The 18640-nt window shown below is 42.5% G+C and carries 23 protein-coding genes and 2 riboswitches; of the genes, 16 read left to right on the top strand and 7 right to left on the bottom strand.

Annotation, left to right across the window (positions count from 1 at the left end; translation table 11 throughout):
* The first annotated feature begins 49 nt into the window (after window positions 1–49).
* Window positions 50–850, top strand: coding sequence for a biofilm matrix protein TasA (gene tasA, locus AC3WTB_RS12345; RefSeq protein ID WP_039179929.1), 801 nt, complete (start codon window positions 50–52; stop codon window positions 848–850).
* Window positions 851–917: 67 nt separating this feature from the next.
* Here tasA and sinR read toward each other — a convergent pair whose 3' ends face one another.
* From sinR to AC3WTB_RS12325, 4 genes are all read right to left on the bottom strand, one after another.
* Entirely contained in the window at window positions 918–1253 is a 336-nt protein-coding gene (gene sinR / locus AC3WTB_RS12340; RefSeq protein WP_024422969.1) for a transcriptional regulator SinR, read from the bottom strand.
* Window positions 1254–1286: 33 nt separating this feature from the next.
* Complete coding sequence (locus AC3WTB_RS12335; protein WP_073206269.1) at window positions 1287–1451, bottom strand: anti-repressor SinI family protein; 165 nt, start codon at window positions 1449–1451, stop codon at window positions 1287–1289.
* 182 nt (window positions 1452–1633) lie between these two features.
* On the bottom strand, window positions 1634–2431 hold the full coding sequence (locus AC3WTB_RS12330) for a YqhG family protein (protein WP_039179926.1): 798 nt from the start codon (window positions 2429–2431) through the stop codon (window positions 1634–1636).
* A 14-nt stretch (window positions 2432–2445) separates the two neighbouring features.
* Entirely contained in the window at window positions 2446–4116 is a 1671-nt protein-coding gene (locus tag AC3WTB_RS12325; protein WP_058839090.1) for a DEAD/DEAH box helicase, read from the bottom strand.
* 248 nt (window positions 4117–4364) lie between these two features.
* A riboswitch (glycine riboswitch) is annotated at window positions 4365–4471 on the top strand.
* Window positions 4472–4474: 3 nt separating this feature from the next.
* A riboswitch (glycine riboswitch) is annotated at window positions 4475–4568 on the top strand.
* A 99-nt stretch (window positions 4569–4667) separates the two neighbouring features.
* Here AC3WTB_RS12325 and gcvT point away from each other — a divergent pair.
* Genes gcvT through gcvPB form a run of 3 tightly spaced genes read left to right on the top strand, consistent with a single transcriptional unit; the run spans window position 4668 to window position 8581 of the window.
* Complete coding sequence (gcvT, locus tag AC3WTB_RS12320; protein WP_338591686.1) at window positions 4668–5765, top strand: glycine cleavage system aminomethyltransferase GcvT; 1098 nt, start codon at window positions 4668–4670, stop codon at window positions 5763–5765.
* 16 nt (window positions 5766–5781) lie between these two features.
* The gene (gene gcvPA, locus AC3WTB_RS12315; protein ID WP_041086157.1) at window positions 5782–7128 is read left to right on the top strand and encodes an aminomethyl-transferring glycine dehydrogenase subunit GcvPA; all 1347 of its coding nucleotides are present in this window, start codon (window positions 5782–5784) and stop codon (window positions 7126–7128) included.
* Window positions 7121–8581, top strand: coding sequence for an aminomethyl-transferring glycine dehydrogenase subunit GcvPB (gene gcvPB / locus AC3WTB_RS12310; RefSeq protein WP_039179914.1), 1461 nt, complete (start codon window positions 7121–7123; stop codon window positions 8579–8581). Before gcvPA ends, gcvPB begins: the two co-directional genes overlap by 8 nt.
* A gap of 44 nt (window positions 8582–8625) precedes the next feature.
* On the opposite strand, the gene AC3WTB_RS12305 is transcribed toward gcvPB, so the two are convergent.
* Window positions 8626–9006, bottom strand: coding sequence for a rhodanese-like domain-containing protein (locus tag AC3WTB_RS12305; protein ID WP_039183198.1), 381 nt, complete (start codon window positions 9004–9006; stop codon window positions 8626–8628).
* Between the two features lie 219 nt (window positions 9007–9225).
* Between AC3WTB_RS12305 and AC3WTB_RS12300 the strand changes: the two genes are divergently transcribed.
* The 3 genes from AC3WTB_RS12300 (at window position 9226) to AC3WTB_RS12290 (ending at window position 11562) form a co-directional block, all read left to right on the top strand.
* A complete protein-coding gene (locus tag AC3WTB_RS12300; protein WP_144490306.1) occupies window positions 9226–10062 on the top strand; it encodes a lipoate--protein ligase family protein in 837 nt (278 codons plus the stop codon).
* 85 nt (window positions 10063–10147) lie between these two features.
* A complete protein-coding gene (gene mntR, locus AC3WTB_RS12295) occupies window positions 10148–10582 on the top strand; it encodes a transcriptional regulator MntR (protein WP_003215946.1) in 435 nt (144 codons plus the stop codon).
* 104 nt (window positions 10583–10686) lie between these two features.
* Window positions 10687–11562: a patatin-like phospholipase family protein gene (locus AC3WTB_RS12290; protein ID WP_047202281.1), complete on the top strand. Its 876-nt coding sequence runs from the start codon at window positions 10687–10689 to the stop codon at window positions 11560–11562.
* Here AC3WTB_RS12290 and AC3WTB_RS12285 read toward each other — a convergent pair.
* Window positions 11559–11954: an SA1362 family protein gene (locus AC3WTB_RS12285; RefSeq protein ID WP_039179905.1), complete on the bottom strand. Its 396-nt coding sequence runs from the start codon at window positions 11952–11954 to the stop codon at window positions 11559–11561. The genes AC3WTB_RS12290 and AC3WTB_RS12285 overlap by 4 nt on opposite strands.
* A gap of 38 nt (window positions 11955–11992) precedes the next feature.
* Window positions 11993–12949 (bottom strand): DUF1385 domain-containing protein, encoded by a 957-nt coding sequence (locus tag AC3WTB_RS12280; RefSeq protein ID WP_039179902.1) that lies wholly within the window; start codon window positions 12947–12949, stop codon window positions 11993–11995.
* A gap of 223 nt (window positions 12950–13172) precedes the next feature.
* Between AC3WTB_RS12280 and AC3WTB_RS12275 the strand changes: the two genes are divergently transcribed.
* The 9 genes from AC3WTB_RS12275 to spoIIIAD all read left to right on the top strand — a co-directional run bounded on the left by AC3WTB_RS12275 (window position 13173) and on the right by spoIIIAD (window position 18638).
* Complete coding sequence (locus tag AC3WTB_RS12275; protein ID WP_047202279.1) at window positions 13173–13700, top strand: YqhR family membrane protein; 528 nt, start codon at window positions 13173–13175, stop codon at window positions 13698–13700.
* A gap of 108 nt (window positions 13701–13808) precedes the next feature.
* On the top strand, window positions 13809–14252 hold the full coding sequence (gene aroQ, locus AC3WTB_RS12270; protein ID WP_034280247.1) for a type II 3-dehydroquinate dehydratase: 444 nt from the start codon (window positions 13809–13811) through the stop codon (window positions 14250–14252).
* Window positions 14249–15310, top strand: coding sequence for a M24 family metallopeptidase (locus AC3WTB_RS12265; protein WP_039179897.1), 1062 nt, complete (start codon window positions 14249–14251; stop codon window positions 15308–15310). Before aroQ ends, AC3WTB_RS12265 begins: the two co-directional genes overlap by 4 nt.
* Before the next feature lie 25 nt (window positions 15311–15335).
* Window positions 15336–15893 (top strand): elongation factor P, encoded by a 558-nt coding sequence (efp, locus tag AC3WTB_RS12260; RefSeq protein ID WP_492333771.1) that lies wholly within the window; start codon window positions 15336–15338, stop codon window positions 15891–15893.
* A 328-nt stretch (window positions 15894–16221) separates the two neighbouring features.
* Window positions 16222–16503, top strand: a complete 282-nt coding sequence (locus AC3WTB_RS12255; protein ID WP_039179893.1) for a YqhV family protein — start codon at window positions 16222–16224, stop codon at window positions 16501–16503.
* A gap of 66 nt (window positions 16504–16569) precedes the next feature.
* Window positions 16570–17493 carry a stage III sporulation protein AA gene (gene spoIIIAA, locus AC3WTB_RS12250; RefSeq protein ID WP_024428002.1) on the top strand — a complete coding sequence of 308 codons (924 nt, stop codon included), beginning with the start codon at window positions 16570–16572 and terminating at the stop codon, window positions 17491–17493.
* The gene (spoIIIAB, locus tag AC3WTB_RS12245; protein ID WP_064497591.1) at window positions 17487–18002 is read left to right on the top strand and encodes a stage III sporulation protein SpoIIIAB; all 516 of its coding nucleotides are present in this window, start codon (window positions 17487–17489) and stop codon (window positions 18000–18002) included. Before spoIIIAA ends, spoIIIAB begins: the two co-directional genes overlap by 7 nt.
* A gap of 19 nt (window positions 18003–18021) precedes the next feature.
* The gene (spoIIIAC, locus tag AC3WTB_RS12240) at window positions 18022–18228 is read left to right on the top strand and encodes a stage III sporulation protein AC (protein ID WP_003153142.1); all 207 of its coding nucleotides are present in this window, start codon (window positions 18022–18024) and stop codon (window positions 18226–18228) included.
* On the top strand, window positions 18225–18638 hold the full coding sequence (gene spoIIIAD / locus AC3WTB_RS12235; protein WP_087978339.1) for a stage III sporulation protein AD: 414 nt from the start codon (window positions 18225–18227) through the stop codon (window positions 18636–18638). Before spoIIIAC ends, spoIIIAD begins: the two co-directional genes overlap by 4 nt.
* The last annotated feature ends 2 nt before the right edge of the window (window positions 18639–18640 follow it).

Here is an 18640-nt window from a genome sequence, read left to right as displayed (position 1 = left end):
TAACCTAATCAGGTTTCAATAAAACAAAATATTAGGGGGTTTATTATTCATGGCAATGAAGAAATCAATTCGTTTAGGTGTATTATCAGGGGCTTTAGGTCTTGCATTAATCGGCGGGGGAACATGGGCGGCGTTTAATGATTTTGAAAAGGCAAATGCGGTCTACTCGACAGGAGAGCTGGATTTATCTGCTAAAGAGAACTCCGGCGCCATCAACCTTTCGAACTTAAAACCTGGTGATCGGATCAAGAAAGAATTTCATTTTGATAATAAGGGATCACTAGCGATAAACCAAGTGCTGATGAGTCTTGATTATAGCCAGTTTACAGATGGATCTTCCGCGAAGAATGGCGGTAAGAATACAGCTGAAGAATTTCTCAGTCAGTTTCAGGTGAGTGTTCTGACGGTTGGAGCCGAAGGTGGAAATGGTTATCCGAAAAACATTATTTTAGACCATGCAAACCTGCTTGACTTGCATCAATTAACGTCAAAACAGGATCAGACCGCATTTGAAAAGCTTCGTCATGCCGTCGATGAGAAGTTTTTACATGAAAGTGGGAAAATTAATGTAGCAACTGTTGATGGAACAGTGGCTCCAGAGTATGACGGCATTCCAAAGAATCCGTTTGATTACGATAAAGTGGAAATGACCATTGAATTTATCAATGACCAGACGAAGGATAAAGCTGGTCACTATATCCAAAATAAATACCAAGGCGATGCGATTCAAATTGATCTTTCCTTCGAAGCGACTCAGTGGAATGGTTTAACGATCAATCCAAAAAAGCATACGGATGAAAAAGGCTACGTGAAAGAAAACGAAAAAGCACACAGCGAAGATAAAAAATAAAGCCAGTCTTTAGGCTGATATCAAGATCTGCATAGCAATTGGAGGAGTATGCGCTAAAACGTGCGCTTTACTCCTCTTCTTGCTTTTTTCTCCAGATTTGATAATCTAAAAATTCACGAAATTGCTTTTTCGAAACCCCTGATGTCATTGCATCTCGAACTAGTTTTTCCCATTCACTATCTAATTGACCATCGTATTCGGTTTCATCTTTTTCGTTTAAAAGTGTATGAACCGAGACGTCCAGAACAGCGGAGACTTTTTCAAGAAATTGAATGGAGGGGTTTGTTTGCAAGTTTCTTTCTATTGAGCTTAAATAAGACTTCGCTACCCCAGCCTTTTCGGCCAGTTCTGATAGTGAGTAGCCTTTTTCATTGCGGTATTGTTTAATACGCTGGCCAATCAATGTCATCACCTTCCTTTCGATATTATAGCACATTCAGAAAGGTTTGATAGAATGACTTCTTACCAGAGGGGGAGACTCAGAGGACTTTTCATTTGATTTGAGGAAATGACGGACTTCTTCAACTGTTAGTCCTGCCTTGCGAGCTTCACGTAATAATTGAACCCATTCACTGTCTAATTTGTTCGTTTTCTTTTCCATACAAATACCCTCCTAAAATACTGAATCATGTATTTCAGGCACTTAACGCATGAAATGGAAAGACATAGGTGGTAAGACCTCATAGTTTGCTTGCGTCATGTTTCCGCCCAATACAAACAGACAAACTTAGCTTTAGACTGATCGAAAATTGTAAGTCACATAAAAGGGGAGGGGACTATGGGTCAACCTCCTCTTTTTTGCTGTAAGTAAAAAAGTCCGCCATTTTCAATCGTAAGACTGATTTTTGGTTCGTATAAAGTTTTGAGTGCTTGCCTTTCTATTTCATATTCTACAGATGTGTCTGAAGTCCCTTCATAAAATTGGTTTAAAAGTTCGGAGTCTTCTTTCCATTTTTGAACGGCTCGCACTGCCCAGTCGTCGGGCTCCTCATGGGCATAACGTTCCATAAGGCTGTAGAGCCGTTTGATTCCGCTTTCTGGCTTAATCATTGTACTCATCGTAAAACAATAATCGGGAATTTGAGATGACAGCTCGCGAGCTTCCAGCTTTTCTTGAAATTGTTCAATGACTTCTCCGCGTATAAGATGGAGTCCTAATGATAAAAGCTTATCCTTCTTCCGGTCTGCAAGGTAAGAAATTTTTACATTGAGACCAAGCCATGGCTCAAGTGCGATCTGATTGTTCGTGAGCGGGCTGACTCGTTCATAAAGCCGGATAAAACGGCCCTGTTGTTTGACCGCCTCAAATATTTGAAATAACCGGGGGGAGCCGAAATGGATGAATTCACCACTGACCGTATCACCCGCTTTTTTTTGATCTGTGATGAAAGTCAATTGCCGCGGTTCAGGTACACCGCCAGTTTTTTCAAGCCAGTGCCAATAAAAAGGACGGTTCATAATCAATTTATCCATTTCGATTGTCAGCTGTACGGTCATATGTCCTGCACTTTCTTCTAATATGCTGCATTGATTCGCCTTGAAAAAACGGAGAAGAAAGGTGTGAATGTCATGCTGCTCCATTGATCAACTCTCCTTTATGAGCCCTGCTGTCTCTTTTCTAAAAGTGGTGTTTGTGCTTCAGTTAAATAAGAAGCAAATTGGGTTAATTTCTTTTTCATGTCTCCATCAGATTCATGCTGGAAGAGAATTTGATGCAACTCTGTTTCGACTTCTTCAATATCAATTCTCGTTAAAATATCATCTAAATCGCCTATGACGTTTTCGAACAGCTGAATTTTTTCATATAAAAGCTTTAAAATATGCTCTTCAACTGTTCCGTTTGTTGCCATATTGTAAATGTGGACATCTCGTTCTTGGCCAAGGCGGTGGATACGTCCGATTCTCTGTTCTAAACGCATCGGGTTCCACGGGAGGTCGTAGTTAATGATTTGATTACAAAACTGAAGGTTGATCCCTTCGCCGCCAGCTTCTGTAGCAATTAACACTTGCGCCCGTTCTCTAAATAAATCTTTCATCCAATCTTTTTTACCCCGCTTAAAGCCGCCACGAAATGGCACGGAGCTAATGCCATTTTGCTGTAGAAACCATTGTAAATAAATTTGTGTTGCGCGGTATTCGGTGAAAATAATGACTTTTTCATTTAACTGTTGAATGAGTTTGACCACTTCAAGCGCCTTTGAGTTTTGCTCCACTTGATTGATTTTCTCCATGATTTGCGCTATAGCAGAAGAGCCGAGAATATGCTTTTCTTCTTCCTGCATTTTTTTAATCGTCATATAAACTGCCTCACGGCTTGAACAGCATTCTCGTTCCAAGGTCATAATGGAAAACATATGCTTTGTATAAGACGGATTCTCTTTCAGCTTGCAGATTTCATCATACAATGCTTGTTCTGTCGGAGAAAAATCAATGGAAATCGTTTTGACATGCCGTTTTGTCCACTCGATGCCTGTGTCTTGTCTTCGGTTTCGAATCATCACTTTATTGACGAGCTGTTTTAATCGGTCATGGTCTTCAAGCTGCAAGTCCTTTTTGGCAAAGATATCTTTAAATTGATGTTCATTTCCTAGGTGGCCCGGCTTCAGAAGGGAAACGAGATTAAATATTTCTCCGATCCGGTTTTGAATAGGTGTCGCTGTCAGCAGCAGACAGAACTTCTTATTCAGGTTTCTCACAAATTCATAGTTTTTCGTTTTATTGTTTTTCAGTTTGTGTGCTTCATCGATAATGACCATATCGTAGGCAATCGATAAAATCGTGTCTCGATGCGGCTGTCTTTTGGCTGTGTCAATGGAAGAAACGACTACGTCGCACTGCTCCCACACATAGCTCTTTTTTTGTTCAACAGCATCAATATAAAATTTCGTCCGCAGCTCCTGTACCCACTGAGATACAAGGGAGGCGGGGACGAGAATAAGAATTTTTTTGGCAAGTCCACGAATCATGTATTCTTTGATAATGAGTCCTGCTTCCACGGTTTTTCCCAGTCCCACTTCATCTGCTAGAATGGCTTTCCCATTCATTTCTTCTACGACTCTTCTGGCTACTTCGAGCTGGTGCTGTAAAGGTGTGAATGCAGGCAGGTGCGCAGGAGCTTGCAGCCCCTCGAATGAATCAATGGCTGTGACTTTTTGAACCTGCGTCGCTAATCGATACATATCCCAGTTCGCCCAGGGGCCGTCTGATGAAAGCCGCTGCTGAAATTCATTTGCCCATTCCTGATCAAAAATCGTTTGAATATTCAATGTGGTCGCCTGCCTTTCTAGTAGGGTCTGATAAATTGTTCTGTTTTTAAACGCTTCATTTTTTAAGAGGTCTCTAAAAGACTAGATATATGAATAAAAGCGAACGATATCGAAAGGTTATTTTAAAAATGTTAATGATTTTTCTGTTGCTCTCCATCCATTTCTAATGGTAGGATGTTGATAAGTGATCTAGAAAATAAGCCACCCATTTTGATAGTATGTCCAATAAATGTGAAAAATATGAGCGGATGATGGTATGGGGAGAGACTTGGCGGTTATTTTGCACTGGCAGGCGCCGAAGGAGCAAGCTGAATGATTCAGTGAATCTCTCAGGCAAAAGTACTCTTACCGGACGCAACTCTGGAGAGTGTTTGCTGATCGTTTTAGCAAACCACCAAAGGGGAAAACGCACAATGATGTTGTGCTGTAAACTTTCAGGTGCAAGGACAGAGACCTCTTTTTGATAAAAGGGAGCGCTCTGTCCTTTTTTGCTGTGATTTTTTTCTGAAAATTCAGCTTGCATTTGCACTAAAAAAAGGGGGAAACGATTGATGTTGAAACGAACACCGCTTTTTCATGCGTATGAAACGTTTGGCGCAAAAACCATTGACTTCGGGGGCTGGGAATTACCTGTCCAATTTTCTTCCATTAAAGAAGAACATGAAGCTGTTCGAACAAAAGCAGGGCTTTTTGATGTGTCTCACATGGGTGAGGTGGACGTCAAAGGTCAAGATGCCCTTCCTTTTTTACAAAGGTTATTAACCAATGATGTGTCTAAGCTGACAGACGGTAAGGCACTATATACAGCCATGTGTTATGAAGATGGCGGAACGGTAGATGACCTGCTCGTCTACCAAAAAGAAAAGAACCACTATTTACTTGTCATCAACGCATCAAATATCGATAAAGACGTGGATTGGCTTTTGAAGCACCAAGAGAAGGATGACGTATTGATCAAAAATATATCTGATCAAACCGCCTTGCTAGCGCTTCAAGGACCTCTTGCTGCTGACATCATCAAAGAGGTGGCGGATGAAGAGGTGACATCGCTTAAACCTTTTACGTTTTTATCAAAAGCTGAGGTCGCAAATAAAGAAGTGCTCGTTTCTAGAACAGGTTACACAGGGGAAGATGGCTTTGAAATCTACTGCCAGTCAGAAGATGCGGTCGACCTTTGGTCCGCTTTATTAGAAGCGGGGCAGCCAAAAGGATTAATACCGTGCGGACTCGGTGCACGTGATACCTTGAGATTTGAAGCAAGGCTTCCGCTTTATGGCCAGGAGCTGACAAAGGATATTTCTCCATTAGAAGGCGGAATTGGTTTTGCTGTCAAAACGGATAAAGAAGCTGATTTTATCGGAAAAGCAGCACTTAAAAAACAAAAAGAAGAGGGACTGAAGCGAAAGCTTGTCGGCATTGAAATGATTGAAAAAGGGATTCCGCGTACAGATTATCCAGTCTTTTCAGGAGAAAAGCAGGTTGGGTTTGTCACAACGGGCACTCAATCCCCAACATTAAAGAAAAATGTCGGGCTTGCTTTGATCGAAACCTCAGAAGCGGAGCTTGGGGCAGAGGTGGAAGTACAAGTTCGCAAAAAACGTCTAAAAGCCAAAATCGTCACAACACCATTTTATAAAAGAACCAAATAACGAGGGGGAATAGAGGATGAAGCACAGATATTTGCCGCAAACAGAGCAAGATCAGAAAGAAATGCTGGATGTCATCGGCGTTCAGTCGATTGATGAGCTTTTTTCAGATATCCCAGAGAAGGTGAGATTCAAAGGAGCATACAACATCAAAGAAGCCGCATCTGAAACAGCGCTTGTCAGGGAATTATCCCGGCTAGCTGCAAAGAATAAGGATACAGTTTCCTATGCATCGTTTCTTGGTGCTGGTGTATATGATCATTACCAGCCTGTCATTGTCGATCATGTTATCTCACGCTCTGAATTTTATACAGCGTATACACCTTATCAGCCGGAGATTTCGCAAGGTGAATTGCAAGCGATCTTTGAATTTCAAACAATGATTGCTGAGCTGACTGGTATGGATCTAGCCAATTCCTCAATGTATGATGGCGGGACGGCACTAGCAGAAGCGGCAATGCTTGCTGCGGGACACACAAAGAAGAAAAAAGTGGTGGTTTCTGAAACGGTTCACCCTGAATCAAGAGCGGTGCTGAAAACATACGCCAAAGGACAAAACATTGAAGTTGTTGAAGTGCCTGCGAAAAAAGGGCAGACAGATTTAGCTGCACTGGAAAAGGCCGTCTGCGATGATACAGCAGCAGTTCTCGTGCAATATCCAAACTTTTTTGGTGTCGTCGAGCCGTTAAAAGACATTGAACCCATTGCACATAAAGGAAAAAGCCTGTTCATTGTCTCTAGCAATCCCCTCGCACTCGGGCTATTGACGCCGCCTGGTAAACTTGGGGCAGACATTGTCGTTGGTGATGCGCAGCCGTTCGGTATCCCGGCGGCATTTGGCGGACCTCACTGCGGATATTTTGCTGTGACGAAAAAGTTGATGAGAAAAGTGCCAGGTCGTTTAGTCGGGCAGACAGAAGATGAAAATGGTGTTCGTGGATTTGTCCTGACTCTTCAAGCGCGTGAGCAGCACATTCGAAGAGATAAAGCGACGTCAAATATTTGCTCGAACCAAGCATTAAATGCGCTAGCTGCTTCTGTTGCCATGACGGCACTAGGGAAAACAGGCATAAAAGACATCGCCTATCAAAACGTGCAAAAAGCCCATTATGCCAAGACGCAGGCAGAAAAATATGGACTGCAGGCGGATGTAGAAGGGGCTCATTTTAATGAATTTGTGATCAAGTTACAGGAGCCTGTGAAAGAAGCCAATAAACGATTGCTTGAAAAAGGAATCATCGGCGGCTACGACTTAGGGCTAGACTACCCAGAGCTTGAGCAGCACATGCTTGTAGCCGTGACAGAGCTGAGAACAAAAGAAGAAATTGATACGTTTATCAAGGAATTGGGGGATCGCCATGAATAAACAAGATCAGCCGCTTATTTTTGAATTATCTAAAGAAGGAAGAATTGGGTACAGCCTGCCTGATTTAGATGTACCTGAACAGGAGATCCCGTCTTTATTTGATAAGACGTACATCCGTGATGAGGATGCTGAGCTTCCTGAAGTATCTGAGCTTGATATTATGCGTCATTATACAGCATTATCAAGACGCAATCATGGGGTCGATTCTGGATTTTATCCTCTTGGCTCTTGTACGATGAAATATAATCCAAAGATTAATGAAAAGGTTGCACGCCTTGCAGGTTTCTCGCAGGTCCATCCACTACAAGAGGCAGACACTGTACAAGGTGCATTGGAATTACTATACGATCTAGGTGAACATCTTGAAGAAATTACGGGGATGGACGCTGTGACATTACAGCCTGCGGCAGGAGCACATGGCGAGTGGACGGGACTCATGATGATCCGTGCGTACCATGAAGCAAGAGGAGATCATCAGCGTACAAAAGTCATTGTGCCTGATTCTGCTCATGGAACGAACCCGGCATCTGCGACAGTCGCTGGATTTGAAACCATTACTGTCGCATCTGATGAAAACGGGCTTGTTGATTTAGAAGATTTACGCCGCGTTGTTAATGAAGAAACAGCTGCTTTAATGCTTACAAACCCGAATACACTTGGCCTCTTTGAAGAAAACATTTTAGAAATGGCTGAAATCGTTCATGGAGCTGGCGGTAAACTTTATTATGACGGAGCCAACTTGAATGCGGTTTTAAGTAGAGCAAGACCAGGAGATATGGGATTTGATGTTGTCCACTTAAATCTTCATAAAACCTTTACAGGCCCACACGGAGGCGGAGGTCCTGGTTCAGGTCCAGTTGGCGTTAAAAAAGATTTAATTCCGTATTTGCCAAAGCCGGTGCTTGTAAAGAAGGAAGGTCGTTTTTACTTTGAATATGACCGTCCGGAATCAATCGGGCGCGTGAAGCCATTCTATGGCAACTTTGGCATTAACGTCAGAGCCTATGCGTACATCCGCTCTATGGGGCCAGACGGCTTAAAGGCTGTAACCGATAATGCCGTGTTAAATGCGAACTATATGATGCGCCGCTTAAGTGCTCATTATGATTTGCCGTTTGATCGTCACTGTAAGCATGAATTTGTCCTTTCAGGTAAACGTCAGAAAAAATTAGGTGTGCGGACACTGGATATTGCCAAACGATTACTTGATTTCGGCTACCATCCGCCAACGATCTACTTCCCGCTCAATGTAGAGGAATGTATCATGATTGAACCGACCGAAACAGAATCAAAAGAAACACTTGATGCATTCATCGAAGCAATGATTCAAATTGCGAAAGAAGCAGAAGAGAATCCTGAAGTGGTGCAGGAAGCGCCGCATACAACCGTCGTGAAACGTATGGACGAAACAAAGGCCGCTCGGAATCCCGTTCTCGTTTTTGAAAGAAAATAAAGAAAAAAGACTCAGGGGGAATCATGCTCCCAGAGTCTTTTTTGTTAGTTCTTCGTTTTAATGCGGCCGCCCCATTTTTTAAAGCCGCCTTTTAAATTATAAATCTCACGGCAGCCATTTTTACGTAAAGTTTGGGCTGCTTTTCCGCTTCTAAAGTTATTTTGGCAATAGAGGTAAACAGGCTTGTCAGGACGTATTTCATTTTTGCGCTGCTTTAGTTGGGAAAGAGGGATATTTCTTGCCCCTAAAATATGTCCGCCTTCAAACTCATTTGGCTCTCTCACATCAATGAGCTGGGCTTTGCGGTAACCTTTAATAAATTCTGCTTCCGTCAGCGTTTTCATAATGCGCTGCTGATAAATGTAGCTGCCGATGGAATAAAGAACAAAAAGTCCACAAAGTGAGAGGACGATATAGTTGAACATTGACAATACAACTCGACTCCTTCTTGAGCATCAGCACAGTAGCCTGTCTGATGGTACGTTTTAGACAAATACTATTATAGTAAAGCATAAGAAACTTGTCATCATAAATGGTAAGAATTATTTTCAATTCCGTTCCTATTTGATAGACTGATGAAGAGAGAAAACCGGTGGTCACCACCATCATCTAACATTGACTACGTAAAAGAGAAGGGATTTTATATGCAAAAAGAGAAATGGTGTTTCATTGATTCAGGAAACCAAGACCCTGCCTTTAACATGGCAATGGACGAAGCCTTGCTTTATTGGCATAGTGAGAAGCTCATTCCGCCTGTTATCCGCTTTTATGGATGGGATCCGGCGACATTATCTGTTGGGTATTTTCAGAACGTTGAAAAAGAAATCAACCTAGAAGCTGTCAAGCGCTATGGTCTTGGATTTGTCCGCAGACCAACCGGAGGACGAGGAGTACTACATGACCAGGAGCTGACCTACAGCGTGATTGTGTCAGAGGAACATCCAGAAATGCCAGCAACGGTGACAGAGGCGTACCGCGTCATTTCAGAAGGCATTTTAGAAGGATTTAAAGAGCTGGGACTCGATGCGTATTTTGCCATTCCTCGTACAGATAAAGAAAAGGAAAGCTTAAAGAATCCAAGATCTTCTGTATGCTTTGATGCCCCTTCTTGGTACGAGCTTGTTGTAGAAGGCAGAAAGGTAGCGGGCAGTGCTCAGACGAGACAAAAAGGTGTCATCCTCCAGCATGGATCTATTTTAATTGACCTTGATGAGGATAAATTATTCGATTTGTTCCTTTATCCTAACGACCGGGTAAGAGAGCGGATGCAGCGAAGCTTTAAAAACAAAGCGGTTGCCATCAATGAAATCTCAGACCGAACTTGTACGATAGACGATGCGCGTGTTGCGTTTAAAAGAGGATTTGAAAAAGGATTAAATATTGAGCTTGAATCTTATGAGCTGACAGATGAAGAATTAGCGTTTGTCCATCATCTCGCCAAAACGAAATATGCCTCAGATGATTGGAATTACAAGCGTTAAGACGATGGACACTCCTTGTTTTTTAATGAACGATGGTGTAGAATTGGGTTGATTATTAAGTAAAGGTGCATTATGGAGGGGTTTTATGACTACACCTAGTATGGAAGATTACATTGAACAAATTTATATGCTGATAGAAGAAAAAGGATATGCCAGAGTCTCTGATATTGCAGAAGCACTCGCTGTCCATCCCTCCTCTGTAACAAAAATGGTTCAGAAGCTAGATAAAGATGAATACCTCATTTATGAGAAGTATCGTGGTCTAATTTTAACCCCGAAAGGCAAAAAAATTGGAAAACGTCTCGTATACAGACATGAACTGCTGGAGCAATTTTTAAGAATCATTGGTGTAGATGAAGAGAAAATTTATGATGATGTAGAAGGCATTGAACATCATCTCAGCTGGAACAGCATTGACCGCATCGGCGATCTCGTTCAATTTTTTGAAGAAAACGATGAGCGATCTGTTCAGCTGAAAGCGATTCAAAAGAAAAACGAACAAACAAATCAAGAATCTTAATCAAAAAGGACACCCTTAGCATGGGTGTCCTTTTTGATTAAAGTTCTAATTGAAAGCAAATGCTCCTACACTATTATTAGCGTGAAATCAAAGGGGGCTCCTTGATGAAGATAGATGGTGTGTTCTCAGGTGGAGGCATTAAGGGGGCAGCGCTTGCTGGTGCCTATGAAGCGCTTGAAGCGAGAGGATTTCAATTTGTCCGTCTTGCTGGTACAAGTGCTGGAGCAATCATTGCTTCACTCATCGCAGCAGGTTTTACAAGCCAGGAAATTCGGGAGCTTTTAGATGAAATGGATGAGCATCAATTGCTTGATAGAAGATGTCAATTCATCCCGTTCAAAATGCTTAGGTGGGTATCCATTTACTGGCGTCTTGGTCTTTATAAAGGAGACCGGCTGGAAAAATGGCTGACTGATGTGCTAAAACGAAAAGGGGTCACCGTGTTTGGAGACCTCAAAAAAGATTCGCTGAAAATTGTTGCGTCCGATTTAACGAATGGAAAAATCCTCGTACTGCCAGACGACCTTCCTTCATATGGCTTGAATCCAGAGCGGTTTTCCGTGGCGAGGGCCATTCGAATGAGCTGCAGCCTGCCGTATTTTTTCGAACCTGTCAAACTGAAGTCTTCAAAAGGCATTTGTACCATTGTAGATGGAGGAGTGCTTAGCAATTTTCCAATTTGGCTGTTTGCTGAAGAGAAAAAAAGACCGTTCGTCGGTGTCACATTAACGCCAAACGAAAAAGAACGCCCACAACACTCCATCCGCAATGCGTTTGAACTGTTTGGCGCTCTTTTTGAAACGATGCGTGGTGCTCATGACGAAAGACATATCGCCACAAAACACGAACGTCATATTATTTTTATTCCTGTAGAACACGTCATTGCCACTGATTTTCAACTCATGACAGAAAAGAAAAAGGCGCTCGTCGATCTAGGTAGACAGAAGGCCGAGCAATTTTTAAAAAGCTGGACATTTTAAAATAAGGCGCGATTCTTCTTTTTGTTTTTCTTGCCTTCAATCACAGTCAAATGTGTTTGGCTTTTCTTTTTGAGAAGGACGGGCTTAGACTTGTGGTCAGTCGGCACGCTTCGCAAATGAGTGACCCGGTTTTTCATCTGGCTTTTCGTTTTTGGTTTAGGCTGCTGGTAGCGACGTTTTGATTGTTTTACTGCTTTGCGATAAAGATTGCCTTCTGTTCCAGTTCTTCGATTCATCAGCCATCTAAATAGGAAAAATAGGGCCGCTCCAATGATCACAACAGACAGCAGCATTGTAAAAAGTCTGCCTGGGTTCGTTGTGAGTAAGTACACAAATCCCAAAACACCTAAAGCGAAAATAATGGTAAAAGCAGGATGTACTCGGCGATTCATAACTGTCCACCTCCGAAGGAATTTACCGGATTTATAAGTTAGATCACTTGATGAGCAGAATCTGACGCTTGTTTTAGAGATGCTTCCTCTAAACGAAGAAGTTCATTAAAACTTGCAATGGCTACCTCGACTTGATCGTCAGAAGGTTCTTTTGTTGTAAGCAATTGCAGCCAAAGGCCAGGATAGCCAAGCACTTTAAGTACAGGCACTTCTCGGAGTTTGTTCGTGAGCTGAAGCACTTCAAATGAAATGCCCAGAACAACCGGAATGAGCGCCAAGCGGTTCAGAACTCTCACCCATAAAGGATCTGTCGGTACGAGTAAATAGACGAACATTCCAACAATGACAGTGAATAAAATAAAGCTGCTGCCGCATCGATAATGCAGACGGGATTGCTTTTGGACATTTTCCACTGTGATGTCAAGGTTCTGTTCATAGCAGTTTATGACTTTATGTTCTGCCCCATGATATTGAAATACTCTTTTAATTAAAGGGGTCATGGAAATAAAGTAAATATAGCCTAATAAAAGGACCAATTTAAAGAATGTTTCCACTGCGATTTGTGCGAAATTCCCTGAAAAGATGGGACGCACAAGCTCTGCTAAAAAGACAGGTACCAGGGTAAAGACAAATTTACTAAAGAGAAGAGAGAGAACTCCGATCACAGCAATGCCGAAAATCATGGATAATTTTGAGCCTTTTTGTTCTTTTTCAAGAGTATGATCTTCAGAAGGATCTAAGTCATATCGCTCACTGGAGAAGTTTAAGTGCTTACTGCCGTTTGCGCTTGCTTCAACAAGTGCAGCAACACCCCTGACAAAGGGGATTTTCTTGAGAAAGGCGGTTCGTTTATTGGAGGTCCGGGGAAGCTTCAAAAACTCAATGGACTGGTCCTTTCGCCGAATCGCTGTCACATAGTTCTTCTTACCTCCGAACATGACACCTTCGACAACTGCCTGCCCTCCATAAGCTGGAGGTTTTGTTTGATTGGACATATTTCATCAACCTGCCTGTTTCCTGTAATTTACATGCATTTCCTTATACCTTTATTGTACAGGATTTGAGGGGAAATCACTAGCGCACAGGTCGATTATCTACTAGAATTCTATCTACCTCTTTTTAGCCAGTATACCCTGTTTTAAAAATTTTACACTCACGCATGGAAATCCTTTTTTTTCATGACATTTTGGACATACTACTTGCTGGAGGTGTTCACAAATGAAACGTGATGAAAAGAAAAACCAAGAAGAAAAAAATCAGTCCGTGCAAACGACATCACTTGTGGCAAGAGCAGCTGCTACAGGCTTTGTAGGCGGTGTTTTTTGGGGCTTTATCGGGTTTCTGACCCATGTGTTCCATTTTTCAGAGGTGAGTCCTAACATGCTGCTTCAGCCATTTGTGCTTGGAGAGTGGAAAAAGGGAGGACTTGGTACTTTTATAAGTATTATGCTGTTAGGAATTTTATCGATTGGAGCCGCCTTTATTTATTATGGGCTTTTAAAAAGGATCAAAGGCTTTTGGATGGGTCTGGTTTATGGCGGGCTTTTATGGCTGCTCGTTTTTTACGTATTTAATCCCATTTTCCCAGATGTAAAGCAAGTACAAGACTTGCAGCAAAGCACCATTGTTACGACATTTTGCCTATATATTTTATATGGCATGTTTGTTGGGTACAGCATTTCTTTTGAATATAATGAATTGACGAGTCAAAAGCTTGCGAGGGCACTCGGGAAAAAGACAGAATAAAGTGTAAATCACCTATTCATATGATAAAATATTTTTGGAAACGAAAGGTTTCTAAGGAAAAAGAAACAGATCTCAATATAGATTGAATTAGGGTGAAGGAGTGGTCATATGCCTCATTTTCTTGTACTGAATGGACCCAATTTAAATAGGCTTGGCAAAAGAGAGCCTGCTGTTTATGGAAGTAAGACGCTGACAGATTTAGAGACAGATTTGTTCCAGTTTGCAGAACGAGCAAACATTCAATTAACGTTCTTTCAATCGAATCACGAAGGAGATTTGATTGATGCGCTCCACGAAGCAGAAGATCAGTACGATGGAGTCGTGTTTAACCCGGGTGCATTTACCCACTACAGCTATGCGCTGAGAGATGCCATTGCAAGTATTTCTTTATCTGTCATTGAAGTACATATCTCAAATGTTCATAAGAGAGAGGAATTCCGCCATCATTCTGTACTTGCTCCAGTATGCCAAGGGCAAATCGTTGGACTTGGCTTAGAAGGGTACAAATTGGCGATTCGTTATTTAGTCAGTGAAGGGGGAGCAGTATCATGAAACTTGAAAAACTAAGAACACTTTTAAGTGAATTAGAGATCGATGGCCTTGTCATTACGAGCAGCTTTAATTTACAGTACATGACCAGCTTTACCGGATCTGCCGGCCTTGCAGTTGTTTCAAAGGACCGGGCAGCTTTTATCACGGACTTCCGCTATACAGAGCAAGCGAAGGACCAAGTCAAAGGTTATGACATCATTGAACACAAAGGAAACATTGTGGAAACGGCTGCCCAAACGGCGAAGGAATTTGGAGTAAAACGCCTTGGGTTTGAACAAAACCATATGACATTTGCCACGTATCAGCAGTACGCAGCCAAAGCAGGTGAGATAGAGCTTGTTCCAGTCTCTGAATCAGTTGAAAAGTTGCGCTTGATTAAGTCTAGTGAAGAGATTAAGATATTAGAGGAAGCTGCGAAGATTGCAGATCACGCCTTTGATCATATTCTCACTTACATCAAGCCGGGCCTGACGGAAATTGCTGTCATGAACGAGCTTGAATTTTTCATGAGAAAAGAAGGTGCTGAAGGATCTTCATTCGATATGATTGTTGCTTCTGGTGTTCGTTCAAGCCTGCCGCACGGAAGAGCGAGTGAAAAGGTAATTGAATCTGGTGATTTAGTGACACTCGATTTCGGTGCTTACTATAAAGGCTATTGTTCTGATATGACAAGAACGATTGCTGTCGGAACACCAAGCGACAAGCTAAAGGAAATTTATCATATCGTATTAGAAGCAGAAAACGCTGGTGTGGATAGAATCAAGCCAGGCTTAACAGGAAAAGAAGCTGATCGCATCACACGAGACATCATTGAAAAGTACGGCTATGGTCAATACTTCGGGCATTCAACCGGGCACGGCCTAGGTATGGAAGTACATGAAGCGCCAGGCCTTTCCTCACGATCAGAGGTCGTTTTAGAAGAGGGAATGGTCGTCACAGTTGAGCCGGGGATTTACTTGCCAGATGTCGGCGGCGTGAGAATTGAGGATGATATTGTCCTGACAGCTGACGGCAATAAACGATTGACCCACTCACCGAAAGAACTTATCATATTATGATGGTGAAATGTAGGAGGATGACAAAATGATTTCAGTAAACGATTTTCGTACTGGCCTGACAATTGAAGTGGACGGCGGTATTTGGCGAGTAGTGGATTTCCAGCACGTAAAACCAGGGAAAGGCGCAGCGTTTGTTCGTTCGAAACTGCGTAACCTGCGTACTGGTGCCATTCAAGAAAAAACATTCCGCGCAGGCGAAAAAGTAGCGAAAGCTCAAATCGAAACAAAAACAATGCAATACTTGTATGCTAATGGCGATCAGCATGTCTTCATGGATACAAGTTCTTATGAGCAGCTTGAACTAAGTGAAGCACAAATTAAAGATGAGCTGAAATATTTGCTTGAAAATATGTCTGTTCAAATCGTGATGTACGGTGCTGAAACACTTGGAGTAGAACTTCCAAACACAGTAGAACTAGAAGTAATAGAAACAGAGCCTGGTATTAAAGGTGACACAACATCAGGCGGTTCAAAACCTGCAAAAACTGAAACTGGTTTAATCGTCAACGTTCCTTTCTTTGTGAACCAAGGAGATAAACTAGTGATTAATACATCAGACGGCTCATACGTTTCAAGAGCGTAATGAACGAAAAAAGGCTGTAAACCTCGTGTTTACAGCCTTTGTCTTCTTTTCAGTGTGATAGAAAACCTTTGCAGTCTAGGAAGGGTGAGCACTGGCGCGGAGCGAATTTGTTATTCGTGAGCACCAGCGCGCAGACCTGACACCGAATGCGAGGGTTTGTCTACACGCTGAGACTGTAAACCTCGTGTTTACAGTCTTTTTTTATTGAAAAATGACTCCTCAAGACTGGCCCTCTCTCAATTCTCTCATTCATCTCTCTTCCTTCCTGAAAAACAAGACTACTTCCAGCTGGTCAAGCATATAGTGTAAAAAAAGCTGGAGGTTCTATATGAAACAATTTCTCCCAGGCATACACCCGTCGGTCGCTGCAATGGCAGGCATGAGGTTCTTATCCGCCGCCATTGAACTGACGGCAGCCATCCTCATTTTAATCACAAATGATGTACGGAAAGCGGTGGTCATCAATAGTATATTGGCGATCATCGGACCGCTCATTTTTATTATCACGATGACGATTGGAATCTATCAAATTGCAGGGCAGCTATCCTATGCAAAGCTCGTGTTCATTTTCATTGGTGTCGTGTTTATTCTTGTTGGGATCTATAAGTGAAACGGCTTGGCATAATTAACGGCTCACATCATACATTTTAGAGAAGAAAAAAAGGAGGGGAATTCGTTGCGGAGTTTGTTGGATATTCTCCCGCACTCGATTGGACAAGAACTCAGACTGCTGAAAGAGGCAGAATGGGCGCAAATAGAAGAAATCCGCATTCGCACGGATCGTCCTATTGAACTGATGCAAGGAGGAAAACCACGTTTCCTTTCTTATCACACCACCTGGGAAGATGCGTCTCAGCTATTAGGCAGGCTGAGCAATTACAGCATGTACACACTTGAGGAAGAGCTAAAACAGGGCTATATCACCATATCTGGCGGACACCGGGTAGGACTTGCAGGAAAAGTGATCGTTGAAAACGGATTTGTCAAAGGGCTAAGAGATATCTCTTCATTTAATATCCGCATTGCAAAAGAAAAAATCGGGATTGCGCTTCCCTTTCTTCCTTATTTATATGAAGAACACTGGCACAATACACTCATCATCGGTCCCCCGCAAACGGGGAAAACCACATTGCTCCGGGATATAGCACGTCTTGCTAGTACAGGCACAAAGACAATCCCTCCTAGAAAAACAGGCATTATTGATGAGCGTTCTGAAATCGCCGGTTGTATAAGAGGGGTGCCGCAGCACCATTTTGGCCACCGGATTGATGTACTCGATGCGTGTCCAAAGGCTGAAGGGTTGATGATGATGATTCGGTCAATGAGCCCAGAGGTCATGATTGTCGATGAAATCGGAAAAAGCGAGGATGTCGAGGCACTTTTAGAAGCGATTCATGCCGGAGTCAACATCATCGTCTCAGCTCATGGCTATTCACTTGAAGATGTATATAAACGTCCTTCATTTAAGCCGTTATGGGAGCTTCGTGTGTTTGAACGATATGTTGAATTAAATCGAAACAATGGACCAGGTACGATCGGGCGGATGTACGGCGGGGACGGCCAAGAGATGAAATGGAGGCGGGGAGTGGACGTATGTTAAAGCTCATTGGCGCTATTTTCATTGTCGCGGCCACGACTTGGGGAGGATTCGAGTTTGCCAAACGATACAGCGACAGACCTAAACAAATTCGGCAGCTGCGGTTTGCTCTCCAGTCTCTTGAAGCTGAAATTATGTATGGTCAAACCCCTTTAGCGCGGGCGGCAGAGCAAATTGCAGCGCAGGTAGGTCCTCCTGTGAGTCAGCTGTTTGAACAATTTGCAGAAAAGCTGAAAGTGGGGACTTTTTCTGCACGTCATGCATGGAACGAAAGTCTTGAAGATGTTTGGAAAAAGACTGTCTTGAAAAAAGGCGAATATGAGGCGCTGAAGCACTTTGGGGAAACTCTTGGCCAGCATGATGTCACTTCTCAGCAAAAGTACATCAAGCTTGCTTTAGGCCATTTGGAATCAGAGGAGAAAGAAGCAGAAATCGCCCAAGCGAAAAATGAAAAAATGGTCAGAAGCCTTGGATTTTTAAGCGGATTGTTACTGATTCTTTTATTGATGTGAGAGGAAGGGAGTCGAGAGCATGGGCGTTGATGTAAACGTCATTTTTCAAATTGCCGGAGTAGGCATCGTCGTGGCCTTTCTCCATACGATTTTAGACCAAATGGGGAAGAAAGAGTACGCTCAGTGGGTGACGCTGCTTGGGTTTATCTACATTTTGTTTATGGTGGCAACCATTGTAGATGATTTGTTTAAAAAGATTAAAGCCGTATTTCTATTTCAAGGATAGGGGAGGGCTTACAAATCGAAATCATACAAATTGTTGGACTTGGTTTAATCGCTACTTTTTTAGCATTAATCGTCAAAGAACAAAAGCCAACCTTCGCCTTTATGCTTGTCGTTTTTACTGGATGTGTGATTTTCCTTTATTTAATTGATCAAATCTATGCCATTATCTCAATGATTGAAAAAATTGCAGCAAGTGCCGGCGTCAATATGAAGTATGTTGAAACCATATTGAAGATCATTGGCATTGCCTATATTGCAGAATTTGGCGCTCAGCTGACGAAGGATGCTGGGCAAGGCGCCATTGCATCAAAAATAGAGCTAGGCGGTAAGATTCTCATCTTGGTTATGGCAGTCCCGATTTTAACAGTCATCATTGAGACGATCTTAGGGATGATCCCGTCCATGACGTAAAT

It is taken from the genome of Bacillus sp. EB106-04-04-XG123 (genome assembly GCF_058791855.1).
Note: the sequence above shows the minus strand (reverse complement) of the source record. Positions and strands in the feature narration are given on the sequence as shown.